This is a genomic window from Fulvimarina manganoxydans, from assembly GCF_900176465.1.
GTDB classification, from domain to species: domain Bacteria; phylum Pseudomonadota; class Alphaproteobacteria; order Rhizobiales; family Rhizobiaceae; genus Fulvimarina; species Fulvimarina manganoxydans.
This window is the reverse complement of record NZ_FWXR01000016.1, coordinates 46,935-65,963: the sequence shown is the minus strand read 5'-3', so window position 1 is coordinate 65,963 and position 19,029 is coordinate 46,935. Positions and strand designations below refer to the sequence as shown.

Here is a 19,029-nt window from a genome sequence, read left to right as displayed (position 1 = left end):
AGCCACTGCCATTTCGTGAGATGCGAAAATAGCGACGATGGGCACTCAATATTGCCGTTCGATCGTCTGCGGCAGGTCCGACAGTGGCATAAAACACGCGTCGAGCGGGCAGAAAGAGTGTCGGTCGCGGCCATCAGTCAATCAGAGTGGTTGACGGCCCGTTTCCTGCCGGCCCTCTGGCCGTTGGGAGCCGCGTTGCCCATTCTTTGCCTAACAGGGAAGGAATGTCTCATGAGCTTGCAACTGACGGGTTTTCATCATCTGACGGCGATCACGGCCGATGCGCCGGGCAACCGTGCTTTCTACACCGGAACATTGGGCCTCCGGCTCGTCAAGAAGACCGTGAATCAGGACGATACCAGCGCCTATCACCTCTTTTACGCCGACGGCAAAGCCTCGCCCGGCACCGACATTACGTTCTTCGACTGGCCAGCCCCGCGTGAGCGGCGAGGCACGCGGTCGATCGCGCGCACTGGATTTCGCGTGAGCGGCGAGGCGACGCTGGGTTATTGGCGGGAGCGCCTGACGGCGGCCGGGGCCGAGGTCGGCGACGTGACCGAGATCGATGGGCGGGCGAGCCTCGATTTCGAGGACAAGGAAGGCCAGCGTCTTCGATTCGTCGATGACGGCGGCGCCGGCTCGTTCCATCCCTGGGAGGCAAGCGATGTGGCGCCCGAGCGCCAGATTCGTGGCCTTGGGCCAATCGTCATCTCCGTTCCTGATCTCGAACCGACCGAGATCGTGCTGACGCGCCTCATGAATATGGAGAGGCTGCGAAGCTACCAGGACGGTGAATCTGAGATCACCGTCTTTAAAATGGCCGAGGGCGGGCCCGAGACCGAACTGCACGTCGCGGTCGAGCCCCATCTTCCCGTTGCGAGCCAGGGCGCCGGCGGCGTCCACCATGTCGCATTCCGGACACCTGACATCGACAGCCTCCACGAATGGACGGCACGGCTCGCGGCGGTCCGCCTGCCATCGAGTGGTGAGGTCGAGCGCTATTATTTCCGCTCGCTTTATTTCCGCGAGCCAGGCGGCATTCTGTTCGAGATCGCCACGGATGGTCCGGGCTTTGCCGTCGACGAACCGGAAGAGAGCCTTGGCGAGCGTCTTGCTCTCCCGCCGTTCCTGGAGCCGCATCGGACTAAGATCGAGGCCAATCTCAAGCCGCTTTGAGAACGGCCGTTCCGTCAGGTCCAACTCCCTTGCGAGTAGCGAAAGAGGTTAAAAAAGTCTTAAAGAAGGTGAAGCTGAGAGGTTTATTATTTGCCTTCGTTCAAAGACTTGTCCTGTTTCGCGCAAGCCTCTTTGCCATAGTGTTGCCGCATCACCTCTCGCAAGGAGCGCGTCGATTGGCTCGCTCTTTCCGGCAAAGGGCGGGAGCGAGCCTTTCGGCGCGATAACGCCGTCCTTGAAGGCCTCTTGGTGCTTCGCGGCGAATGGCGCAGGACGGTGGATGTAAAAAAGGGGGACGGGCAACTCATGAGCTTCACGACGCAGAGGAACCCGGCGCGCCTCGACGACGAGACCGTTCTCTACGAGGCGGTCACTGCGCTCGCTCGCGAAGGCTATGGGCGCGACGTGATCGAGAAGGCGCTGATCGCCTACGCCCCCGTCGATCTCGATCTCCTCGCAGACTGCTATGTGCGGGTCCTGCGCGACATCACCCGTGAAGCGGCAAGCCTTGCGGCACGGGTTGCCTGACACCCGTTACAGTCCGGCAAATGATAGATGCCGGGTTCGATCCTCAACCCTTGTCCAACCATGTGGGATAAACGCGGCAAGGGGCGGACGAACCGAAGGCGATCGCACAGTTTATAACTCTGCGAATGCGTCGGTAACTCACAAAATCTCGGAAATGGATCAGCCGCTCATCGCGCGCTGATAGGCCGGGCGAGCTGTCAGGCGTTCGAGATAGGCGCTGATGACCGCGCTATCTGCGATGCGCGGCGCGCCGAACATGCGGGCCCAGTTGAGCTGCGCCCCAATATACACGTCGGCGGCGGTGACATGTGATCCGACCAAGACATCCCTTTGCGACAGCGTGGTCTCCAGCGTATCGATCACGCGGTCGAAACTGCTCCAGCCAAGCGATCTCACCGGCAGCGGCTCGGACGTTTTGATCATCAATTCCATAGCTAGCGCCGGCTCGAAACAGCTGCCGCCGAAGAACAGCCAGCGATAATAGCTGCCACGCTCGGAGCTGCCGATCGCAGGCGCGAGGCCGGCATCGGGATAAAGATCGGCGAGATAAGCAAGGATTGCTGGCGTCTCCGATACAGCCGTTCCGTCGGCAAGCACGAGAACGGGGATCTTGCCCAACGGGTTGAGCGCAAGAAACTCCGGCTTAGCCGAATCGCCAGCCTCGAAATCCACCTGAACGAGGTCGTATTCGGCGCCGACCTCCTCCAGCATCCATCTGGCGATCGCCGCCCGGCTTCTAGGGTTGTGGTAAAGCTTCAACCGCCCGTCCATCCGAGCCATCTCCTATGGAAAACCGTAGCCAACGATCATCCAGCCGATGTGTGACGTTTGTTCGGCGCTCGGTTGAAAAAAGCGGATACTGGTCTTGGGGGAGGGGGAAGAGAAGCCGCGAGCTACGAAGCTTCTCTCCCATGTCTGATCGTTGCGAAAGGTTCGATCGGCGATAAGCTGACGCCTGATCGGACCAACCAGTCTTCTATCAGGCGGCCATCGCATCCTTCAGAACCGGCGTCGCGATGGCGGCCATCACCTGGCGCATGGTGATCTGGCCGACCGGGCGGCCGTCCCGTATCACCTGGGCATTGACGACATCCGCCTCGCTCATCTGCCGGGCCGCCTCTTCGAGGATCGTGCCCTCCGGCACCTCGATCCCCTGCGCTGGGCTGGCATCCGACACAGGGTCCATGACCGTCTCGACCTTGATGACCCGGCCTCGATTCACCTCGCGCACGAAGGAGGAGATGTAGTCGTCGGCCGGTTTCAGCACGATCTCTTGGCCCGTCCCCTGCTGGACGATTTCGCCGTCGCGCAAAATGGCGATCCGGTCGCCGAGGCGCAGCGCTTCGTCGAGATCATGGGTGATGAAGACGATCGTCTTGTGAAGCTCCTTCTGAAGATCGAGAAGGATGCCTTGCATGTCGGTGCGGATCAGCGGATCGAGCGCAGAGAAGGCTTCGTCCATCAGGAGGATGTCCGCGTCCGTGGCAAGCGCTCTGGCAAGCCCCACGCGTTGCTGCATGCCGCCCGACAATTGGGCTGGATAATTCTCCTCATAGCCCGAAAGCCCCACGCGTTCGATCCAGCGCAGAGCGCCCGTACGCTGCTCGTCTTTCGTCTTCCCCATGACCGCGAGGCCGTAGGAGACATTGTCGATGACCGTCTTGTGCGGAAGCAGGCCGAAACGCTGGAACACCATCGAGATGCGATGGCGACGAAACTCGCGCAACTGCTTGGCCGACATGTCGAGGACGTTGTCGGAGCCGACGACGATCTCGCCGGCCGAAGGCTCGATCAGCCGATTGAGATGGCGGATCAGGGTCGACTTGCCGGAGCCCGAAAGACCCATCACCACCTGAATGCCGGCCGCCGGCATATCGATATTGATGTCCTTGAGGCCGAGCACATGGCCATGTTCGGCCAAAAGCTCCTGCTTGCTCATGCCTGCCTTGACCTTCTCCACCATGGCCCGATCGTCGTCGCCGAAGATCTTGTAGAGATTGCGGACAGAAATCGCGGTCTCAGCCATGGGCGGCCTCCCGGTGGCGCTGAAGACGCCGGCCATAGGCCTGACTGGCGCGGTCGAAGACGATGGCGATGGCGACGATGGCGAGGCCGTTGAGCAGGCCTTGGGTGAAATATTGATTGGTGATCGCCTGAAGCACCGGCTGGCCGAGACCGCGCACGCCGATCAGCGAGGCGACGACGACCATGGCGAGCGCCATCATGATGGTCTGATTGATGCCGGCCATGATGGTCGGCAGCGACAGGGGCAACTGGACTTGCGTCAGCTTCTGCCAGTTTGACGAGCCAAAGGCGTTCGCCGCTTCCAGAACCTCCTTATCGACGAGCCGGATGCCGAGATTGGTCAAGCGGATGATCGGCGGCATGGCATAGATGACGACGACGAGCAGGCCGGGAATGAGGCCGATGCCGAGCAGCATGACGATCGGGATGAGATAGACGAAGGACGGCATCGTCTGCATCACGTCGAGGATCGGATTGATCGCTGCCTGCACCTTGTCGGAGCGCGACATCAAGATGCCGATCGGCAGGCCGATGACGATCGACAAAAGCGTGGAAACGACGATGATCGACAGGGTGCTCATCGTATCCTCCCACATGCCGAAGACGCCGATCAGGATGAGAGCGATCGCGGTCCCGATAGTGATCTTGAGCGATCGGCTGGCGAACCAGACAATGGCCACGATCGCGGCGAGGACGATGAACCAGGGCGTTTGCTGGAGCAGGGTTTCGAACCAGAGCAGGAAGTCGAGAAGCGGGCGGAAGAACGCTTCGATGTCATCGCCGTAAGCGCGCGAGAAACTTCGATAATATTGATCGATGGTGCGGGAGAGAAGGCGCAGATCGCGCCCGGGAAGCTGAGGAAATTCGGTCAGCCAGTCCAAGTGTCAGGTCTCCTGTGGCCGCCTTGGCGAGCGCGGAACCGATCATCGGGATCAATGTCCCTTTTTGAACGATCGGTTGTCTGCACGTCTCAGGAATTTTCGCCGCATAGTCAGTTCGCGCGCGAAAAAGGGCGGCTTCTGTGTGATGCGCTTCTGCCGCGACCTTTCCGGTCAGGAAGGCGGTGCGACGCGAAAAATCGGCCGCCCCAGAAGGGACGGCCGAAAATGATGAAAGCGATGTTGGAGCGATGGAGGCGGGATCGACGCCGCAAGGCCTGTGAAGAAGGCTGCCGCGAGACATGGATGGGCGCCGCCATCGAAGGGCGTCCTAGAGCGAAGCCTTGATCTTCTCGGCGGCTTCCGGCGTGACCCACTTCGTCCAGATGTCCGGGTTGTTTTCCAGGAAGTAATAGGCGGTGTCCTCACCGGTCGCCTGATTGTCTTCCTTCCAGGCAAGCAGCTTGTTGACCGTGTCGTTGGCCCAGGCGCGGGTATCGAAATAGTCCGAAACGCCGTTTTCCATCTCCTGCACGGCAGGCGTGGTGATGGTGTAGACTTCCGATTTCGTCCAGGCATTCTTCTTCGGATCGGGGCAGTCGGCGACCGTCGTGCAGTTCTGCCACTCGCTCGCGTCATATTCGACGTCGAAGGGAAGCCGCTTCATCGGATACTTGCCGAGAATGGCGGTCGGTGCCCAGTAATAGCCGATCCAGGGCTCCTTGCTCTCATAGGCACGAGCGATCGAGCCGTCGAGGCCGGCGGCCGAGCCTGTGTCGACCAAGGTCCAGCCCTTTTCGGCGCCGTCATAGGCCTTGAAGAGATTGGTCGTGGTGATCTGGCAACCCCAGCCGGCCGGGCAATTATAGAACGCGCCCTTGGAAGGGTCTTCCTTCGACGGGAAGAGCTCCGGATGGTCGAAGGCATCCGCGACGGTTTTGATCTCGGGGTGAGCCTCGGCGAAATAATCCGGGATCCAGAAGCCTTCCTCGCCGCCGTCCGAGAGAACCTCGGCGCCGAATTTGACGGTGCCTTCATCGGCCGCCTTGTCGATCTGCTCGCGGAACTGGTTGACCCACATTTCCGGCGCGACGTCCGGCTGCTGCTTCTCGGTCATCGACGCGAAGGTCGGCATCGTGTCGCCCGGCACCAGCTGGGCGCTGCAATCATAGCCTTCTTCGAGAATGATCTTGTCGATGGCGGCCATGACCTCCGCCGAGGCCCAGTTCATGTTGGAAATCGTGACGTCGCAGCCGTCCTGCGCGTGAGCGCTCGATGCGAGACCGAACAGCCCTGCGGCAAGAACAGTCGATGCGAGAAAGCTTCTCATGATAGGTCCTTGTTTGATCGTTTCACGGAAGTCGTTTCGTCAGGTCGTCCAGTTTCGATCGCTTACGATCCGAGATGACTACTCTGCCCTATTGAGGCGCGACCTGCCGTCTCCCTTCGGCCAAAGTCTGTCAGGCGCGCCGAACCTAGGACAATCTCCCGAAGATGCCAAGGCGATCTTGCCCGTCTGAGGATGATCTTTTGGTCGCGGTTTCGCCGCCTTCATGCCGCATCTGCTTCATTCCTCGCTCGGCCCTGAACTCCAGGGTTTAGGAATTCGTGCGCGGCTATGTTATATTGCACTGCACAATAGATGGGCCTCGTCGCCGGCCGGCTTCCTCCATGCGACCATGCCCGGCTTTCGACCCATCGCTTGCAGAGAGGCCAGTCATGAACAAACATGTGGGCGTCGACACCGAAATCAACGAGATGATCGCCCTTGCCGACGATGTTTCAGAGCGAGCCGAAAGCTGGGCGGACGGCATTGCCGATTGGATGACCCTCATGCATCTGACGCCATTCGTTCTGGGCGTTCGCGTGCCCAAGCTGATTGCCGAAACGCGCGTCTATTCGCCCTTCGATCGCGAGGAAACGCGGCTTGCCGTCTGCGAGAAGGTCGAGGCCGTGGTCGAGGGCGCTTTCGCGCTCCAATTGAGCTGTTATGCCTCGCTCCTGCAATTCCAGGCCTCGGCGATGGAGGGGCGATTCCTGATGAGCGACGTCAGGCGCAGCTTCGACGAAATCTCCTCCTCGGCCCTGACCCCCGCGGTCGAGCGCCTGCGGTCCAACGCGGAAAGGCTTGGCTGAGGCGCCCTTGCAAAACGGGAGCTTGCCTCCTCGGCACTGCTCGCGGGTGCCGATTGCAGCGGATGAACGTTTGGCCGAAGCTGCGGATCGAACGGCGCCCCTTTTCCTTCGATCTTCTTGGGGTTAGACCCCGCTCATGCGGAGCCGAAGGGCGGAGCGGGCGGATCGGACAGGATGGCGAACGATCCCGCAAGCTCTTGAAGCGCTCCGCAGGTCCGATGGAGAGGAGCTGCGCATGCTGGACGATATCTCTTTGGCGCCAAACCATGCGGGCTCTGAGGATGAGGGCTCCGGCCCGGAGGGCGGCCATCCGCTCTTTGCATCCGCGCCGTCGAGCGTCGGCTTCAAGAAGCTGCGCAAACGGCTCGTGCGCGAAATGCGCGAGACGATCGAGACCCATGGCATGGTCCGGCCTGGCGCGCGATGGCTCATCGGCATTTCGGGCGGCAAGGATTCCTATTCGCTTCTTGCCCTTCTGCATGATCTCAAATGGCGCGGTCTCCTGCCGGTCGATCTTCTCGCCTGCAATCTTGATCAAGGCCAGCCGAATTTCCCCAAGCACATTCTGCCGGAATGGCTCGATCGCTTCGGCATCGAGCATCGGATCGAATATCAGGACACCTATTCGATCGTCACCGACAAGCTACCCGAGAATGCGACCTATTGTTCGCTCTGCTCGCGGCTCAGGCGCGGTCATCTCTATCGCATCGCGCGCGAAGAGGGCTGCGAGGCGCTGGTTCTTGGCCATCATCGGGAAGACTGTCTCGAAACCTTCTTCATGAATCTCTTCCATGGAGGCCGGCTGGCGGCGATGCCGGCCAAGCTCGTCAATGACGAGGGCGATCTCATGGTTCTTCGCCCGCTGATCCGCTCGGCCGAGGACGATCTCGCCCGCTTTGCCGAGGCGATGGCCTTCCCGATCATCCCTTGCGATCTCTGCGGCTCCCAGGATGGGCTTCAGCGCAATGTGACGAAGGCGATGCTCGACGATCTCGAAAAGCGCTTCCCCGGCCGCAAGGCGGTGATGATGCGTGCGCTCGCCCATGCAAGGCCGAGTCATCTTCTCGACCCCTCGCTCTTCGACTTTGCTTCGCTTCGGCCCGATCAGGCCCTAGATTCCTGACCGAGGCTTTTCGGACGACGGCCACGGCCGACGAGAAACCGAGCCGGCCGTCCTTGAACCCTCTTGCCGGCGTTGACCCGCCATCACGAAACCAAGGAGTGATCCCCCAGTGTCTCAGGCCCCCATCGACATCGAACGCCTCGTCTCGATCATGCAGGAGGCCGGGCGGACGGAGGTCATGCCTCGTTTCCGCAATCTCGGCGCGGGCGATATCCGCGAGAAGACGTCTGCGACCGACATCGTGACCGAGGCCGACGAAGCGTCCGAGGCTCACATCCGCAAGGCTGTTCAAGAGCTCGCCCCGAACGCGCTCTTCGTGGGCGAGGAGACCGTCGCCAAGGACCCGTCCGTCCTCGACAAGCTGAAAGGCGCGGATCTCGCCGTCGTCGTCGATCCGATCGACGGCACGTCCAACTATGCCGCCGGCGTGCCTCTCTTTTCAGTGATGGCTGCGGTCATTTCCAAAGGCGAAGTGGTGGCCGGCGCGATCCACGACCCGGTCTCGGGCGACACGGTCATGGCAGAGCGCGGGGCGGGCGCCTGGTGGGATCTCGGCAAGGACGACAAGCGCCGCATCAAGGTGGCCTGGCCGGTCCCGCTCGACGAGGCGGTCGGCATCGTCAGCGCGACCTATTTCGAGGAGAAGGCCAAGCACGCGCTGCTGCCGCGCCTCGAAAACGTGAAGATCTTTGCCAATTACCGCAATGCCGGCCATGAATACAAAATGCTGGCAACGGGCGGCGCCCATTTCGTCCTTTATTCGCGCACCATGCCCTGGGATCACGCGCCGGGCGTGATGATCGTTCAGGAGGCAGGCGGCCATGTGGCCTTTGACGATGGCACGCCCTACGATCCCACTCGCTATGACGGCGTTCTCTTGAGCGCCTGCAGCCGGCAGACCTGGAAGAGCGCGGCCTCGCAGCTTCTGGGCGTCGGGGCGGAGATGGTCTGACCGGTCGATGCGAGGGGGGCGCGCGACCCCTCGGCGCGTCCGCCCGCCGGGCGCGTTAAGCGGTCTTTAATCCGCTATGCATGGAGTGGATTGTTGCGCTGCAAAATGAGCATTGGTGGAGCGCGCTAATCGCTCCTATCTTCAGGTCACACAAGATGAGACCAGAAGAGAGAAGGAGTTGAGACCATGGCTGGACCGATCAGCAAGCTCCGTAAGGCTATCAAGACGTTCCGCGAGTTCGATCCCGAGATGGAATATCTGAACGGCGCGGTGTCGCATTACGATCTGGAGCGCCGCCAGCGCGAGATCGACCAGGGCCGCTTCCGCAACCGCCCGCAATTCTGAGCGGATGCTTTCAGGCGGGAAAGCCGCTTATCGGACCGCGCAGAATGATATGATCGCTTGAGAAGGCCGGGCCTAGAGGCGCCGGCCTTTTTGTTTTGCCCGTAAGCTGCGATCGAACCGCAATGACGAAAAAGGCACGAGGAGCCGAAGCTCCCCGCGCCTTTTCTTAGATCGGATGACAAGTCCGAGCGACGAATGAGCGTCAGCCCGCGTTGTGAAGCGCGATCGCCGTGTCCGACATGCGGTTCGAGAAGCCCCATTCATTGTCGTACCAGGACAGGATCGAGACCATTGTGCCGTCCATGACCTTGGTCTGATCCATGTGGAAGATCGAGGAATGGGGGTCGTGGTTGAAGTCGATGGAGACGTTCTTGTCGTTCGTATAGCCGAGAATGCCCTTGAGTGGGCCGTCGGCGGCCGCCTTGATGGCCTCGTTGATTTCGGCAACGCTCGTTTCGCGCTTGGCGATGAACTTCAGGTCCACCACCGAGACATTCGGCGTCGGCACGCGCATGGCAAAACCGTCCAGCTTGCCGTTGAGCTCGGGCAGGACGAGGCCGACGGCTTTCGCCGCGCCCGTCGAGGTCGGGATCATCGCAAGGCCGGCGGCGCGGGCGCGGTAGAGATCCTTGTGCATCGTGTCGAGCGTCGGCTGGTCGCCCGTATAGGAATGGATGGTCGTCATCATGCCCTTCTCGATGCCGATGGCATCGTTCAGGACCTTGGCGACGGGCGACAGGCAGTTGGTCGTGCAGGAGGCGTTGGAGACGACCTTGTGCTCGCTCGTCAGCTTCTTGTGATTGACGCCATAGACGACGGTGAGATCGGATTTGTCGCCCGGCGCCGAGATCAGGACCTTCTTGGCGCCGGCCTCCAGATGAGCGGCCGCCTTGTCGCGCGCGGTGAAGAGGCCGGTGCATTCCATGGCCACATCGACGCCGATCTCGCCCCAGGGCAGGGCCTTGGGGTCGCGCTCGGCGGTCACCTTGATCGGGCCGCGACCGACATCGATCGTGTCGCCCTCGACCGTGACCGTGCCGGGGAAGCGGCCATGGACGCTGTCATAGCGGATGAGATGGGCATTGGTCTCGACCGGGCCGAGATCGTTGATCGCGACGACTTCGATATCGGTGCGGCCCGATTCGACGATCGCCCGAAGCACATTGCGACCGATGCGGCCAAAACCGTTGATTGCGACGCGAACTGCCATGAGGGGTCCTCCGTTGAGACACGCCGCGGCCGCGGCGGATCGGGATGGGGCCGGGCATCCCGGCCATGGGTGGCTAGGCTCTAAACCCGCGCCGGCCGGCGATCAATAAGCGGCAGGCCCGGCTTTGCCCGAGTTCGCCCAACAAGGTCGGGCGGACGGGCCCGGTCTTCAACCTCTGGCCTCTCTCAAGCGGCTGGTTCGCCCGGTTCGCCCTCGTCCGCGCCGCGAATTTCGGCGTGGCGCGCCAGGACAGCGTCCACGAGGCGGTCGGCGGTGATGCCGAAATGGGCGTAAAGCTGGCCGGCCTTGCCGCTTGCGCCAAAGCCCTCCATGCCTATGAAGAGGCCGTCCGGCCCGATCAGCGCGTCCCAGCCCTGGCGGATACCGGCTTCGACCGCGACCTTGATCGAGGCGTCCTTCAGAAAGGCCGCCCGATATTCCGGCGCCTGGCGGGCGAAAGTCTCAAAGCATGGCACCGAGACGACCCGCGTCGGCAGGCCAGCCTTCAAGAGCACGGGGCGGGCCGCCGCCGCAATCGCGACTTCCGACCCGGTGGCGAAGATCGTCACCGCGGCTTCGCCCTCGGCCGAGAACAATTCATAGGCGCCGCGCGCCGTCCGGTTCTCGTCATATTCGTCCGTGCGAAGCGCCGGCACGCTCTGGCGCGACAGGACGATGGCTGTCGGATGGTCGGATGCGGTCAAGGCAAGGTGCCAGCATTCGAGCGTCTCGACGGCATCGGCCGGCCGCATGACGTCGAGGCCGGGAATCGCGCGCAGTGCCGCCAGATGCTCCACCGGCTGGTGGGTGGGGCCGTCCTCGCCAAGACCGATCGAATCATGGGTGAGCACATAGACGACCCGCAATCCCATGAGCGCCGCGAGGCGGATGGCCGGCCGGGCATAGTCGGAAAAGACGAGGAATGTCCCACCATAAGGGATGACGCCGCCATGCAGGGCTAGACCGTTCATGATGCCGGCCATGCCATGTTCCCGGATGCCGTAGTGAACATACCGGCCGGTGAAGTCCTCGGGCGTGATTGCCGGGGTTGCCTCGACCTGCGTGTTGTTCGAACCGGTCAGATCGGCCGAGCCGCCGAGAAGCTCGGGCACCGCCTCGGTGACGATCTCGAGCGCCATCTCCGAAGCCTTGCGGGTGGCGACTTCGGGCCGCTCCTCGTTGAGCCTCCGTTTGCCGCGCTGAACGGCTTGCAGAAGACCGCTTGGCAGATCGCCGCGCATGACGCGATCGAACTCGCCGCGCGTCTCGGCGTCGAGCTCGCCATAGCGCTCGTCCCATTCACGCCGACCGGCGCCCGAGCGAAGCCCAGCAATGCGCCATTGATCGAGCGTTTCGGGTGGGATGTGGAAGGGCTCGTGGGTCCAACCGAGGGTCTCGCGCATTTCTGCGATCTCGGATGACCCGAGCGGTGAGCCATGGGCGGCCTGAGTGCCCGCCTTGCCCGGCGCGCCGAAGCCGATTGTGGTCTTTGCAGCGACCAGGGTCGGTCGGTCGCTCTTGATCGCCGCCTGCAGCGCCTCGGCGATCGCATCGTGATCATGGCCGTCACAGGCGATCGTCTCCCAGCCGCAGGCGGCAAAGCGCGCGAGCTGGTCGGTCGAATCGGCGAGCGAGACCTTGCCGTCGATGGTGATGCCGTTGTCGTCCCAAATGAGCGTCAGCTTCGAGAGCTTCAGGTGACCGGCCAGCGCAATGGCTTCCTGGCTGATGCCCTCCATCAGGCATCCGTCGCCGGCCAGACAAAAGGTGCGATGATCGACGATCGAGCCGAAACGCGCGGCGAGATGCCGTTCGGCGATAGCCATGCCGACGGCGTTGGCGATGCCCTGGCCGAGCGGCCCCGTCGTCGTTTCGATACCGGCAGCATGGCCATATTCGGGATGGCCGGCGGTCTTGGCGCCGAGCTGTCGGAAGCGGCGGATCTCGTCGAGATCGATGTCCTTGTAGCCCAGGAGATGAAGGAGGGCGTAGAGGAGCATCGAGCCGTGACCGGCCGACAGCACGAAGCGGTCGCGATTGGCCCAGGCGGGCGCCGTGGGATCGAAGGTCAGGAAGCGGGTGAAGAGGACGGTCGCGATGTCGGCGGCGCCCATGGGCAGACCGGGATGGCCGGAGCCCGCCGCCTCCACCGCGTCAGCGGCCAGAAAGCGAATGGCATTGGCCATGTCGCGCCGCGCCTCGGGTGTCGTCATGGATGGCAAACTCCCTTCCCGCGCCAGATAGAGGCCGGAATGCCGCCGGGAGACACCACAGGTCACAAAGGGTGTCAACATCGGCACGCGAGCGCGCGACGCTTGGCAAAGCGTTGGGCAAACCGATCTTTTCATGGCGCCGGCAACGGGTTACAGCGGGTCGTTCAGCCGCCGGTCGCCTCGCGATCGTCATGGGCCGAGGGGAGTCTTGTCAGGGTGAAGCGTGACGAAGAGTTCGAGGCTGCCGAACAGCGCCTGCACGCGGCGGGCGAGGCGCTCGGTGCCGCTGTCGAGGCGCGCCTGGCGCGCGAAGCCGTGCTCGTCGATGCCGAGGCCGAGATCCAGCGCATGACCGCCGATCGCGGTCGTCTGGCCCGCGAGCTCGACACGGCGCTGGCTCGCGGCCAACGCCTGGAGCGGGCCAATCGCGAAGTCTCCAAGAGGCTCGTCGACGCCATGGAACGGGTGCGGCAAGTCCTCGCCCCGCGCGAGGATTAGGAGGCCGACGGCTCATGCCGCAAGTGGTCGTGACGATCGACGGCAAGACCTATCGCATGGCCTGCGGGCCGGGCGAGGAGGAGCATCTGCAGGGCCTTGCCGCCGATATCGAGGGCAAGATCGCCTCGCTAAAGGACGATGTGGGCCAGATCGGGGATCAGCGCCTGACGATCATGGCCGCCATCATGACGGCGGACGAACTCTCCGATGCGCGCCAGCGCATTGCCGCGCTCGAAGCCGAGAGCGAGACTTTGCGCGGCGAGATCGCGGCGGCCGAGGCCGGAAGGGCGGCCGATCGGTCGCGTTTTCTGCGCGCCATGGACGAGGCAGCGCTCTTCATGGAACGGCTGACGGCAAGGCTCGGCTCGGGCCTTTGACCGCCGATTGGGCAACGGCTCTCCCAATGAGACGATCGAGCCTCATTGCACCGCACGCGTCCGGCGATAGATCACTCGTCTATGAGCCAGTCAGTTTCCACCTCTCCAACCCCTGAGCCCTGCGACGAGCAGTGGCCGGCGCGACGGCGCGGCTTCAGTCGCAGCGCCCGTGCCTTGCGATTCATTGCGGCCATCCTGCCGGCTTTCGCATTGACCGCTTGCGCGGCGGTGCTCAATGCCGTCACCAGCGGCGCCGGCTATGACGTCGTTCGCAACGTGCCTTATGGCGATGGCGAGCGGGCCAAGCTCGATCTCTATATTCCAAATCGAACCACGCCGACGACACCCGTCGTCGTCTTCGTCCATGGCGGGAGCTGGGATACGGGTTCGAAGGACATTTATCTCTTCGTCGGCCAATCTTTGGCGAGCGAGGGGTTCATCGTCGCCATCCCGAATTATCGGCTTTACCCACAAGTTCGCTTCCCCGCCTTTGTGGAGGATGCGGCCAAGGCTGTCGTCAAGGTCGAGCGGATGATGGACGGGGGAGTCTATGGCGTGCCGGGCGGCGACCATCCCATTGTCCTGATGGGCCACTCGGCCGGCGCCGAGATTGCCGGGCTTCTCGCGACCGATGGCCGGTATCTGAAGGCGGCCGGCGGCTCCATCGGTTCGCTCGCCGGCTTCATCGGCCTGGCCGGCCCCTATGATTTTTTGCCGCTGACCGAAGAGCGCTACAAGCGCATCTTTCCGGAAGCGACGCGCGAGACGAGCCAGCCGGTCAATTTCGTCTCCGGTGACGAGCCGCCCATGCTTCTGATCCATGGAGCCGACGACACCACGGTCGATCCGAAGAACACGCTTTCGCTGGCCGAAAAGGCGAGGGCGGCGGGCGTCTTTGTGCGCGATCGGATCGTTCAAGGCGTCGATCATGTGGGTGCGATCACGGCGCTCGCGACGGCGATTCCCTTCAATGACGAGACGATCCGGCGTGATATCGTTGCTTTCGTGAAAGCGCGCTCGGGCAGCGGCGAGACGGGCGATCGCGCGAAAGCCGAGCGAGGGGAGACTGCACGATGACGAATGAAGAAGACGGGTCCGCCGATTTGACGGCCTATGCGCCACGCCGCTTTCCGCCGGTCGAGACCCTTGACGGGCGGAGCGTCGCGCTGGAGCCGATCGTCGACGAAAGCCGATTTACCGAGCTTTGGGACGCCTTTTCCAAGGATAGCGAGGGGCGGATCTGGGATTGGCTCGCCGGCGGACCCTTCGCCGATTTCGAAAGCTTCAGCCGTTATGGGCGCGAAGCCTATCTGGCCGCTGGCCACCGCTTCTACGCCTTCGTGCCTCGCGAAAGCGGGAGGGCGGAAGGGGTCGCCGCGCTGTTTCGGGCAGACCTTGGCAACGGCGTCATCGAACTCGGCCATATCTGCCTCGCCCCCTCGCTGCAAAGAACCGTGGCGGCAAGCGAAGGCTTCTTTCTGCTGATGGAGCTCGTCCTGGGATCGCTCGGCTATCGACGGCTCGAATGGAAGTGCAACGACGGCAATCAGGGCTCGAAGCGGGCAGCTGCGCGGCTCGGCTTCACCTATGAAGGGCTCTTCCGCCAGCATATGATCGTCAAGGGCCACAATCGCGACACCGCTTGGTTCTCGCTTCTGGACAGGGAATGGCCGGCGCAGCGCAAGGCATTTCAGGCTTGGCTCTCGCCAGATAACCTTGATGCGGATGGTCGGCAGCTGCGGAGTTTGAGGGATTTCGGCCCGTCGCGATGAGCTTGTCGCCGAGCATCTTCGTCATCTATGTCGCGGCAGCGCTTGCGGAAATCGGCGGCTGCTTCGCGGTTTGGGCCGTTCTGCGCCTCGATCGCTCCGCGCTCTGGCTCATCCCCGGATGTCTCTCGCTCGCCCTCTTTGCCGGGCTCCTGACCTTGATCGACAGCGCTGCCGCCGGCCGAGCGTTTGCGGCATATGGCGGCGTCTATATCGCCGCCTCTCTCGGCTGGATGTGGCTTATCGAGGATGTGCGCCCGGATCGCTGGGACGTTGCAGGTCTGGTGCTTTGTCTCATCGGCGCCTCCACGATTTTGTGGGGGCCGCGCGGCGCTTGAACGAAAGCCCCTTGAGAAGGCGCGAGACGCTTATAGACGCCGAACGGGCTCGTCCGGCGTCGTGTCGATCACGTCACGTTCGATTTCCGATGCAGATCAGCTCTTGGCCGGAACGATCGTCACGATCGCCTGGGCGGGATAGACCGACTCGTAGAGCACGCCGTCGCCGGGCATGAAGCGCAGCACGGGTCGCTCGCCCGCATCGGCCATTTCCAGATAGCCTTCCGCCGTACGGCGCCATTTGGTGACCCGGGCAAGATCGGGCGAGCCCTGGCAGTCCGGCCCGACTGGGGCGAAGCTGAAATTCTCCGACAGACGATGGGGATAAGGCATCCGGCAGGTCGCGCCGCTGCGAAGGTCGATCAGGCGGATTGCTTCGGTCGGACGCTGCTCGGGAGCGGCTGGAATGCTCGTGATCGTCATCGGATCGAGAAGGGTTGCCCCCGCCCGCGTGGTCTCGTCTTTCGGAAGCGGCGCGCCCTGGAGATTGGCGACCAGGACGATGGCGGCGAGACCCGCGCCGGCGACCGTTGCAGCAAAATTCAACATCACACCTCTCCACACGCTCGAACACTCGACATTCTCGGCGCCGGGCCCTTGGGAGCGGCCGCGCCAGCGGAACGTCGCGAGGTGGCGAGGAAGGGTGGTTAGAGAATCCTTGACCCTTCAACTCGCTTACGGGCCATTATCCACTCGGAAAGCTTAAGCGAAGGTTGAGGCGTGAAAGCCCTTGTTAGCTTTTCACTGGGTCGTGATCGCGAGGTGGGCGATCTTCCGATCCTTTCGTGCCCGGTGGTGGCGTCCCGGTCGCAAGCCCTGTCTGCTCAGCCGGCGGCTTGGCCGCGTTGGGACATCTCCCAATGTTCGCTCGAAGCACGCACTTTCAGCACGGGGCGGATCAGCACGGTCTCGTCGCTCGCCGGCTGGCCGGAGAGGCGATCGAGCAGCGCGCCGGCAGCCCGATGGCCGACTTCGGCTTGGCCATTGGCCACCGTGGTCAGGGAGGGCATGGCAATGCTCGCCTCGTCGATATCGTCATAGCCGATGACTGCGACGTCGATTCCGGGTCTCAGGCCTTCGCGCGCCAGACCATACATGAGGCCGAGCGCGACGAGATCGGAGAAACAGACTGCGGCCGTTGGCAAGGGATCGAGACCGGCGAAGGTCTTGGCCGCATTGAAGCCGGCATGACGCGAGCGTGGGCCCTCGATCCGCCATTCGGGTCTCGGCTCGATTCCGGCCTTCATCAGCGATTGGCGCCAACCTTCGGCCCGGTCTCGGCCGGTCGAGGTCTGATGGGTGCCGCCGATCATGGCGATCGAGCGGTGGCCCTTGGCGATCAGATGATCGACGGCGAGCGACATTCCATAGGTGTCGTCGCCGCGAAAGCCGCAGACGCCCGAGCCTTCGATCGTGCGGGCGATCAGGACCGCCGGCAGATTGTTGGCCTCGGCAAGGCGGATGTCATCGGCCGGCGTGCCGATGGCCGGCGAAAGAATGAGACCGTCGGCCCCGAGCTGCAAGAGCGTGTCGACGAAGGCGCGTTGCTTCGACAGATCGTCATAGTGATTGCACAGGATGAAGGTCTGGTGATGCCGGTCGAGCTCGTGTTCGATCGATTTCAGGATCTCGCCGAAAAACGGATTCATCACGTCGTGGACGCAGACCCCGACAATGCCGGAGCGGGAGGTGCGCAGGCTCGCGGCGCGGCGATTGTAGATATAGCCGAGCTCTCTCGCCGTCGCCTTGATGCGCTCGCGGGTGATATCCGCCACGAGAGGGCTGTCCCTCAGGGCAAGCGAGACGGTCGCGGTGGAGACGCCCAGCGCTTCGGCGATCGTCGACAGTTTGACCTTTTGCGCCACCGTTTCCTAACGCGCCCCTCGTGCGACCCAATCCATTGTCGATCTATGGCAAATGGCGAGGCCGAGCGTAAAGCCACGTGGCGCGCTTTGCCGCCGATCGACCCTCATTTGGCCGAAAGGAGATTGGCCTCGACCCGCTTCAGGAGTTTGCGCAAGGCCTTGCGCTCCTTGTCGCTGAGATCGGAAAGGGCGCTCTTCTGAACCCGTTTACGCACTTTCTCCAAATCTCCCACGATCGCCCGTCCGGCATCGGTCAAGAACACATGGCTTTGCCGCGCGTCGGCCTTGGAAGCGCGCTTTTCCACAAGACCCTGCGCCGAAAGCCGGGCAATGGTCTTGGTGATCGTCGGCGGGCGGACGGCCAGGAGGTCAGCGAGGCTCCGGAGCGCGATCCCATCCTTTTCCGCGATCGTCAGAAGCACCGTCTCCTGGCCCGCATGAAGACCCATGGCGGATAGCTCGGCTGTGAAGGCGGTCCTGACGGCGCGGGCGGTCAGGGTCAGCTGGCCGATCGTATCCTTCTTGCCGTTGGTCATTTCATCTCCCGCTTCATCCGACCATGTGCAAAGCTCAGTTTGCTTGTCCACATGCCGGGCGGGCAATCCACCGCAATCGCCTGGAGGCAAGCCTTGCTCTCACGCTTCTACGAGGATTGGACGAGCCCTGAATTGGCGGCAGCCGATCTCAGCCGTCTCGTTCCCATCCTCCCGATCGCCGCCATCGAGCAGCATGGCCCCCATCTGCCGCTCGGCACGGATGCGATTCTGGCCCGTGCCATGGTGGCAAAGGTCGCAGCGGAAGCCCCGTCCGACTGGCCTGGGATCTTCCTGACCGTTCAAAGCATCGGCTGTTCCAGCGAACATCACAGCTTCTGCGGCACGCTGGATTTCGGGTGGCGCCTGACCACAGAGACGATCCTTGCCATTGGCGAGAGCCTCAAGCGCTCGGGCTTTTCATCTCTCGTGATCGTCAACGCCCATGGCGGCAATTCACCGATGATGGCCCAAGCGGCGGTCGAACTTCGCGCGCGCCATCGGCTGTTCGTCGCGACCTCGTCCTGGCTGCGCTTCGGCTATCCCAAGGGGCTCCTGCCGCCAGAAGAGATCGCAGAGGGTATCCATGGCGGGGCGGTGGAGACGAGCCTCATGCTCCATTTCGCCGGCGCCCGTGTCCGCCGCGATCTAATGGCGGATTTCCCTTCACAGCAGCGCGTGCTTGCGACACAGAACCGCCATCTGACCGCACATGGCCGGCTCGGCTTCGGCTGGATGGCCGAAGACCTCAATGCGCAAGGCGTCGTTGGGGATGCAAGGCTCGCCAGCGCCGAGATCGGAGCCGCGATCGCGAGCTATCAGGCGCAGGGTTTTCTGCGTTTCGTGGATGAAGTCGCCGAGACGCATCGCCAGATCAGGCCATCTCTCCGACATGCCGAGGCATCCCCTCGATAAAATGGCATAACTATCAGGAATAATTGGCGTAAACGAACCGACCATGGCGCCGGGGCGGCGAGATCATTCGGTCGGCTCCAGGACATCGTGGGTTAAGTTAGCGTCAATCTCTTCACCCTATTTTTCATTCATACGATTTTGATCACGA

Annotated in this window: 21 protein-coding genes; 12 read left to right on the top strand and 9 right to left on the bottom strand. The window is 62.8% G+C overall.

Annotated elements, in window-relative coordinates; translation table 11 throughout:
* The first annotated feature begins 231 nt into the window (after positions 1 to 231).
* Together B9A15_RS15945 and B9A15_RS15940 are read left to right on the top strand one after the other, a co-directional pair.
* Complete coding sequence (locus B9A15_RS15945) at positions 232 to 1,176, top strand: ring-cleaving dioxygenase (RefSeq protein ID WP_084411500.1); 945 nt, start codon at positions 232 to 234, stop codon at positions 1,174 to 1,176.
* Between the two features lie 306 nt (positions 1,177 to 1,482).
* Positions 1,483 to 1,704 (top strand): hypothetical protein, encoded by a 222-nt coding sequence (locus tag B9A15_RS15940; protein WP_084411499.1) that lies wholly within the window; start codon positions 1,483 to 1,485, stop codon positions 1,702 to 1,704.
* Between the two features lie 159 nt (positions 1,705 to 1,863).
* On the opposite strand, the gene B9A15_RS15935 is transcribed toward B9A15_RS15940, so the two are convergent.
* The 4 genes from B9A15_RS15935 to B9A15_RS15920 all read right to left on the bottom strand — a co-directional run bounded on the left by B9A15_RS15935 (position 1,864) and on the right by B9A15_RS15920 (position 5,937).
* Positions 1,864 to 2,463 (bottom strand): glutathione S-transferase family protein, encoded by a 600-nt coding sequence (locus B9A15_RS15935; RefSeq protein WP_244556987.1) that lies wholly within the window; start codon positions 2,461 to 2,463, stop codon positions 1,864 to 1,866.
* Between the two features lie 220 nt (positions 2,464 to 2,683).
* Positions 2,684 to 3,730: a quaternary amine ABC transporter ATP-binding protein gene (locus B9A15_RS15930; protein WP_084411550.1), complete on the bottom strand. Its 1,047-nt coding sequence runs from the start codon at positions 3,728 to 3,730 to the stop codon at positions 2,684 to 2,686.
* Positions 3,723 to 4,610: an ABC transporter permease gene (locus B9A15_RS15925; protein WP_084411496.1), complete on the bottom strand. Its 888-nt coding sequence runs from the start codon at positions 4,608 to 4,610 to the stop codon at positions 3,723 to 3,725. The genes B9A15_RS15930 and B9A15_RS15925 overlap by 8 nt, the downstream gene beginning before the upstream one ends.
* A 328-nt stretch (positions 4,611 to 4,938) precedes the next feature.
* Entirely contained in the window at positions 4,939 to 5,937 is a 999-nt protein-coding gene (locus B9A15_RS15920) for an ABC transporter substrate-binding protein (protein ID WP_084411494.1), read from the bottom strand.
* Positions 5,938 to 6,326: 389 nt separating this feature from the next.
* On the opposite strand from B9A15_RS15920, the gene B9A15_RS15915 reads away from it, so the two are divergent.
* The 4 genes from B9A15_RS15915 to B9A15_RS22645 all read left to right on the top strand — a co-directional run bounded on the left by B9A15_RS15915 (position 6,327) and on the right by B9A15_RS22645 (position 9,163).
* Positions 6,327 to 6,743, top strand: coding sequence for a hypothetical protein (locus B9A15_RS15915; protein ID WP_084411492.1), 417 nt, complete (start codon positions 6,327 to 6,329; stop codon positions 6,741 to 6,743).
* A gap of 235 nt (positions 6,744 to 6,978) precedes the next feature.
* Positions 6,979 to 7,866 (top strand): tRNA 2-thiocytidine(32) synthetase TtcA, encoded by an 888-nt coding sequence (gene ttcA, locus B9A15_RS15910; RefSeq protein WP_084411490.1) that lies wholly within the window; start codon positions 6,979 to 6,981, stop codon positions 7,864 to 7,866.
* Between the two features lie 109 nt (positions 7,867 to 7,975).
* The gene (locus tag B9A15_RS15905; protein WP_244556986.1) at positions 7,976 to 8,818 is read left to right on the top strand and encodes an inositol monophosphatase family protein; all 843 of its coding nucleotides are present in this window, start codon (positions 7,976 to 7,978) and stop codon (positions 8,816 to 8,818) included.
* Between the two features lie 186 nt (positions 8,819 to 9,004).
* Complete coding sequence (locus tag B9A15_RS22645; protein WP_139798434.1) at positions 9,005 to 9,163, top strand: DUF3563 domain-containing protein; 159 nt, start codon at positions 9,005 to 9,007, stop codon at positions 9,161 to 9,163.
* Positions 9,164 to 9,365: 202 nt separating this feature from the next.
* On the opposite strand, the gene gap is transcribed toward B9A15_RS22645, so the two are convergent.
* Positions 9,366 to 10,373 carry a type I glyceraldehyde-3-phosphate dehydrogenase gene (gap, locus tag B9A15_RS15900; RefSeq protein ID WP_084411488.1) on the bottom strand — a complete coding sequence of 336 codons (1,008 nt, stop codon included), beginning with the start codon at positions 10,371 to 10,373 and terminating at the stop codon, positions 9,366 to 9,368.
* Positions 10,374 to 10,558: 185 nt separating this feature from the next.
* Positions 10,559 to 12,586, bottom strand: coding sequence for a transketolase (gene tkt, locus B9A15_RS15895; RefSeq protein WP_084411486.1), 2,028 nt, complete (start codon positions 12,584 to 12,586; stop codon positions 10,559 to 10,561).
* 216 nt (positions 12,587 to 12,802) lie between these two features.
* On the opposite strand from tkt, the gene B9A15_RS23700 reads away from it, so the two are divergent.
* The 5 genes from B9A15_RS23700 (at position 12,803) to B9A15_RS15870 (ending at position 15,568) form a co-directional block, all read left to right on the top strand.
* Positions 12,803 to 13,084, top strand: a complete 282-nt coding sequence (locus B9A15_RS23700; RefSeq protein ID WP_342170431.1) for a DUF4164 family protein — start codon at positions 12,803 to 12,805, stop codon at positions 13,082 to 13,084.
* Positions 13,085 to 13,098: 14 nt separating this feature from the next.
* Positions 13,099 to 13,461 (top strand): cell division protein ZapA, encoded by a 363-nt coding sequence (locus B9A15_RS15885; protein WP_084411482.1) that lies wholly within the window; start codon positions 13,099 to 13,101, stop codon positions 13,459 to 13,461.
* An 81-nt stretch (positions 13,462 to 13,542) separates the two neighbouring features.
* A complete protein-coding gene (locus B9A15_RS15880) occupies positions 13,543 to 14,538 on the top strand; it encodes an alpha/beta hydrolase (RefSeq protein WP_084411480.1) in 996 nt (331 codons plus the stop codon).
* Positions 14,535 to 15,233, top strand: a complete 699-nt coding sequence (locus B9A15_RS15875) for a GNAT family N-acetyltransferase (RefSeq protein WP_084411478.1) — start codon at positions 14,535 to 14,537, stop codon at positions 15,231 to 15,233. Before B9A15_RS15880 ends, B9A15_RS15875 begins: the two co-directional genes overlap by 4 nt.
* On the top strand, positions 15,230 to 15,568 hold the full coding sequence (locus B9A15_RS15870) for a YnfA family protein (RefSeq protein WP_084411476.1): 339 nt from the start codon (positions 15,230 to 15,232) through the stop codon (positions 15,566 to 15,568). Before B9A15_RS15875 ends, B9A15_RS15870 begins: the two co-directional genes overlap by 4 nt.
* A gap of 96 nt (positions 15,569 to 15,664) precedes the next feature.
* On the opposite strand, the gene B9A15_RS15865 is transcribed toward B9A15_RS15870, so the two are convergent.
* From B9A15_RS15865 to B9A15_RS15855, 3 genes are all read right to left on the bottom strand, one after another.
* A complete protein-coding gene (locus tag B9A15_RS15865) occupies positions 15,665 to 16,117 on the bottom strand; it encodes a hypothetical protein (protein WP_084411475.1) in 453 nt (150 codons plus the stop codon).
* 275 nt (positions 16,118 to 16,392) lie between these two features.
* Positions 16,393 to 17,433 (bottom strand): LacI family DNA-binding transcriptional regulator, encoded by a 1,041-nt coding sequence (locus tag B9A15_RS15860; protein WP_084411473.1) that lies wholly within the window; start codon positions 17,431 to 17,433, stop codon positions 16,393 to 16,395.
* A gap of 104 nt (positions 17,434 to 17,537) precedes the next feature.
* Positions 17,538 to 17,969 (bottom strand): MarR family winged helix-turn-helix transcriptional regulator, encoded by a 432-nt coding sequence (locus B9A15_RS15855; protein ID WP_084411471.1) that lies wholly within the window; start codon positions 17,967 to 17,969, stop codon positions 17,538 to 17,540.
* 93 nt (positions 17,970 to 18,062) lie between these two features.
* Here B9A15_RS15855 and B9A15_RS15850 point away from each other — a divergent pair, with 93 nt between their 5' ends.
* Positions 18,063 to 18,881: a creatininase family protein gene (locus B9A15_RS15850; RefSeq protein ID WP_244556985.1), complete on the top strand. Its 819-nt coding sequence runs from the start codon at positions 18,063 to 18,065 to the stop codon at positions 18,879 to 18,881.
* Positions 18,882 to 19,029 lie beyond the last annotated feature (148 nt).